Annotated in this window: 6 protein-coding genes and 1 pseudogene; 5 read left to right on the plus strand and 2 right to left on the minus strand. The window is 63.3% G+C overall.

The features are described 5' to 3' along the window. Positions 1–263, plus strand: a pseudogene (locus EN749_RS32080) (sugar ABC transporter permease); the annotation flags it as partial. 1 nt (position 264) lies between these two features. Continuing rightward, positions 265–1,089, plus strand: a complete 825-nt coding sequence (locus EN749_RS32085) for a carbohydrate ABC transporter permease (protein ID WP_127399077.1) — start codon at positions 265–267, stop codon at positions 1,087–1,089. 12 nt (positions 1,090–1,101) lie between these two features. On the opposite strand, the gene EN749_RS32090 is transcribed toward EN749_RS32085, so the two are convergent. Continuing rightward, positions 1,102–1,437, minus strand: coding sequence for a hypothetical protein (locus EN749_RS32090; protein WP_127321345.1), 336 nt, complete (start codon positions 1,435–1,437; stop codon positions 1,102–1,104). A gap of 146 nt (positions 1,438–1,583) precedes the next feature. Between EN749_RS32090 and EN749_RS32095 the strand changes: the two genes are divergently transcribed. Both EN749_RS32095 and EN749_RS32100 read left to right on the plus strand, forming a co-directional pair. Next, entirely contained in the window at positions 1,584–2,327 is a 744-nt protein-coding gene (locus tag EN749_RS32095) for a DUF899 family protein (RefSeq protein WP_189367857.1), read from the plus strand. A 211-nt stretch (positions 2,328–2,538) separates the two neighbouring features. Then, the gene (locus EN749_RS32100; RefSeq protein ID WP_127321344.1) at positions 2,539–3,093 is read left to right on the plus strand and encodes a DUF4142 domain-containing protein; all 555 of its coding nucleotides are present in this window, start codon (positions 2,539–2,541) and stop codon (positions 3,091–3,093) included. 95 nt (positions 3,094–3,188) lie between these two features. Here the strand turns inward: EN749_RS32100 and EN749_RS32105 are convergent, their stop codons facing one another. Next, complete coding sequence (locus tag EN749_RS32105; RefSeq protein WP_128364668.1) at positions 3,189–3,509, minus strand: DUF1476 domain-containing protein; 321 nt, start codon at positions 3,507–3,509, stop codon at positions 3,189–3,191. 220 nt (positions 3,510–3,729) lie between these two features. On the opposite strand from EN749_RS32105, the gene EN749_RS32110 reads away from it, so the two are divergent. Next, positions 3,730–4,003: DUF6152 family protein (locus tag EN749_RS32110; RefSeq protein ID WP_128364669.1), on the plus strand; the 274-nt coding region annotated here is incomplete at its 3' end.

The raw sequence follows: 4,003 nt of genomic DNA on the forward strand, positions 1-4,003 counted from the left end.
CCTTGCCGCTCATCCGCCCCGCGCTGATGGTGGCCGTGATCTTCCGCGCGCTCGATGCGCTGCGCATCTTCGACCTGATCTATGTGCTGACGCCCAACAATGCGCACACCAAGTCGATGTCGGTGTTCGCCCGTGAGAACCTGTTCGAGTTCGACAAGTTCGCCTATGGCTCCGCCGCCTCGACCTTGCTTTTCCTGATCCTCGCTCTGCTCACCATCGTCACCATCCGCATCGGCCGGATCAGGCTGGACGGAGGCCGCTGACATGTGGATCGTCAAGCGCACGGCCTTTTATCTGCTGGTTGCGGCAATCGTCTTCGTCGCGGTGTTCCCGTTCTATTACGCCATCGTCACCAGCCTGAAATCGGGGACCGAGCTGTTCCGGGCCGATCTGTGGCCGACAACGGTCAGTCTTGCCAACTACCGGAATGTGCTGACCGAAGGCAGCTTCGTGCGCAACTTGCTGAACTCGCTGTTCGTCTCCGGCGCGGTGGTTGCCCTTTCGCTGTTGCTCGGCGTCACATCGGCCTATGCGCTGGCGCGCATTCGATTCCGCGGCCGCTCGGCCCTGCTGTTCATCATCCTGTCGGTGTCGATGTTCCCGCAGGTGGCGCTGCTGGCCGGGCTGTTCGAACTGGTCCGCCTGTTCGGCCTCTACAATTCGCTGTTCGCGCTGATCTTCTCCTACATGATCTTCACCTTGCCGTTCACCGTCTGGGTGCTCACCACCTTCGTCCGGGACCTGCCGGTCGAGGTCGAGGAGGCGGCGATCCTAGACGGCGCGACGCCGTGGCTCATCATCACCCGGGTCTTCCTGCCGCTGATGTGGCCGGCGCTGGCAACCACCGGCCTGCTGGCCTTCATCGGCGCGTGGAACGAGTTCCTGTTTGCGCTGACCTTCACCTCCAACAACGCACAGCGGACCGTGCCGGTGGCGATCGCGCTGCTCTCCGGCAACTCGCAGTTCGAGATCCCATGGGGCAACATCATGGCCGCCTCGGTGATCGTCACGGTGCCGCTGGTGGTGCTGGTGCTGATCTTCCAGCGCAAGATCGTCTCCGGCTTGACCGCCGGCGGTGTGAAGGGGTGAGGGACGAAGTCCTCAGATGTCCGGCGCGTTGCCGATCTTCTGCTTGAGCTCCAGCGCCCAGGCGCGGCCTTCGTCGCCGCCCCACAGCAGCCAGGCAATATAACCGGCCGAAGGGTTTTGCTCATTGCCGTAGTTCCTGCCGCGCTTGTCGATCTCGTGGCGGGCGAAATAGCTGACCATGCGGCGGATGGTGGAGGGCGCGAGCTTTTCCCGGTTCTTCAGCTCGGTGGCGCGGGCGACGCCGATCTCGGTGCCGCCACGGCCGAACTCGCCGCGCAGCCTGAGGCCCTTGGCGGCATTGTCGGCCACCACTTGCGGGCAGCGCAGATCGATCTCGCCGTCGTGCATGTTGTTCCCCGGATCACGCTGCCCGAACAGGTATTACGACATCTCATCATGCGCAAATAAATGTCGGGGGCGATCGCTGCCAAACGTCCTTGGATCGTAGAGCAACCGCGCCGGGACGCCGGCGCCGCGACTTGAAGGAGCCGATCATGATCACCTTTCCCAATGAATCCGCCAAATACCGCACCGCGCGCGAAAAATTGCTGAAGAAGGAAATCGAGCTGCGCCGCGCCATGGAAGAGGTCGCCGAGGCCCGGCGCGCGTTGCCGCCGGGCGGGCTGATCCGCCAGGACTATGAATTCCACGGGCTGGACGGCGATGGGAGGCCTGCAAAGATAAAGCTGTCGGAGCTGTTCGCGCCCGGCAAGGACTCGCTCATCCTTTACAACATGATGTTCCCGCGCCATCCGCAGGAGAAGCGCGACGTGGCGACCAGCGGCGGCACGGCGAAGCTCGCCCGGCAGGACCAGCCATGCCCCTCCTGCACCGCATTGCTCGACCAGTTCGACGGCGCGGTCGGCCATCTCCAGGCGGCCGGCTTCAATTTCGCGGTGGTGGGCAAGACCGTGCTCGAAAACCTGATCACGCTCGGCCGCGACAGGGGCTGGCGCAACATGCGGTTGGTCTCGTCGGCTTCCAACAGCTTCAAGCGCGACTACAATGCGGAGGCGGCCGACGGCTCACAGATCCCGCTGCTGTCGGTGTTCCATCGCGACCCCGACGGCATACGCCATTTCTGGAGTTCGGAACTGGATTTCGCGCCGACGGAGCCGGGCCAGGATCCGCGCGGCCTCGGCACCTGCGAAACGCTGTGGAACCTGATGGATTTCACGCCGGAAGGCCGCCCGAACTGGAACGAGCAGCTGCAATATGGCGAGGCTTGCTGCCACTGAAAGGCAGCTCTGGCCAGCCGCCGCGTTTCAGTTTTCGGAACATGAGTCCCATGGGCTGGCTCGAACGAGGGCATCGGCGAGCGTTCGAGCCCGGCACGGATACGGTGGGGCGATCGAGGCGACATGCGCAGGCTTCTTCCTCATGAGCTGCAACCGGAGTGCCCAAGCGACGTTGGATTGTCCGAGGGATAATTCCAACCGGAGACATGCCATGAAGACGCTTACCATTCTGACCGCAGCAGCATTGCTTGCCGGCGCGCCGGCCTTTGCCCAGTCGAACACGACCGCCACGACCACGCCGCTCGCTACGACGACGAAGGTCGACACTTCGACCTTCATCAAGACGGTGCCGAGCGCCAATGAGTTCGAGATCGAGTCCAGCAAGCTCGCCGAGCAGAAGGCGACCGATGCCGACGTCAAGGCGTTCGCCAAACAGATGATCGCCGACCACACCAAGGCAGGCGAGGAATTCAAGGCGGCGCTTGCCCAAGGCCAGACAACCTCGGCCACCGCACCGTCCGGTCCAGCCCTGCAGCCCAAGGAGCAGAAGATGCTCGATGAATTAAAGGGCGCCAGCGGCGATCAGTTCCAGGCCAAATACATCGAGATGCAGACCAACGCCCACAAGGAAGCCGTGGCGCTGTTCAGCGGCTATGCGCAATCCGGCGACGACCCGGCGATGAAGGAATTCGCCAAGAAAACCCTGCCGACGCTGCAGATGCACGAAAAACATGTGAAGGAACTGGCCGCCGCGCATCAGGGGTGAGGGCGGTTCAAGGCCGACGCTCTATGGCGCCCCCCTCTGTCTGGGGGCGCCATAGAGCGTTACGGTGGCAAACCAAGCACAATAATGAGCGGCGCTCAGGTCGACCTGATCTGCTCCACCGCGGTCACCAGCAGCTCTTCCATGGCGGTGCGTATCTGGGCATCCGACTGGGCGATGCCCGCCGCGTCGAAATCGGCGCGCACCTTGCGGAAGACATCGTTGTCGCCGGCCTCTTCGAAGTCGGCGTGCACGACTTCCTTCGCATAGGCGTCGGCGTCCGCACCAGATTTGCCAAGCTTTTCGGCGGCCCAGAGGCCGAGCAGCTTGTTGCGGCGCGCCATGGCCCTGAACTTCGTATCCTCGTCCATCGCCAACTTCTTTTCGAAGCCTTCCTGACGGTCTCTCATGCTGCTCATGGTTTGCCTCGTTCGATGTGAGTCCGATCTTCAGCCCAAGGGAAAAGCGGGCAGGGAAGGCGAGAGTGGCGTGCATGGATGTCTTTAGCAAGGCCGGATCGTTCACGCCGGCGATTGAGCGGGGTGCTTGGCGGTTCCGGTCATTTGGCCGATGTGATTTGACGTTGCCGCGCCGTGTCCTACTCTCGAATGCATGGTGGACGAACCGAGGAGACGAGCGATGCGGTCGCCTTTCAATGGAATTCGCAGCGTCGCGCTGACGGCGGCCGTGATCCTTGCCGCCGGCACCGCGGCCTATGCCCATCATGGCTGGTCGTGGACGCAGGACGGGTTTTTCGAGCTCAAGGGCAAGATCACGGCCATCTATATCGGCAATCCTCATGCCACGCTGGATGTCGACGCCGAGGGGGAGGCCTGGCGGGTGGAGATGGCGCCGCCGTCCCGCACCATCGCCGCCGGCTTCACGGAGGAGGTGGCCAAGGTCGGCGACGAGG

Source organism: Mesorhizobium sp. M7A.F.Ca.ET.027.02.1.1, from assembly GCF_004022985.1.
Taxonomy (GTDB): Bacteria; Pseudomonadota; Alphaproteobacteria; order Rhizobiales; family Rhizobiaceae; genus Mesorhizobium.

Excerpts from the sequence above, each read along its gene's own strand:
- EN749_RS32105 (WP_128364668.1), bottom strand. The coding sequence starts at position 3,509 with ATGAGCAGCATGAGAGACCGTCAGGAAGGCTTCGAAAAGAAGTTGGCG.
- EN749_RS32100 (WP_127321344.1), top strand. The coding sequence starts at position 2,539 with ATGAAGACGCTTACCATTCTGACCGCAGCAGCATTGCTTGCCGGCGCG.
- EN749_RS32095 (WP_189367857.1), top strand. The coding sequence starts at position 1,584 with ATGATCACCTTTCCCAATGAATCCGCCAAATACCGCACCGCGCGCGAA.
- EN749_RS32090 (WP_127321345.1), bottom strand. The coding sequence starts at position 1,437 with ATGCACGACGGCGAGATCGATCTGCGCTGCCCGCAAGTGGTGGCCGAC.
- EN749_RS32085 (WP_127399077.1), top strand. The coding sequence starts at position 265 with ATGTGGATCGTCAAGCGCACGGCCTTTTATCTGCTGGTTGCGGCAATC.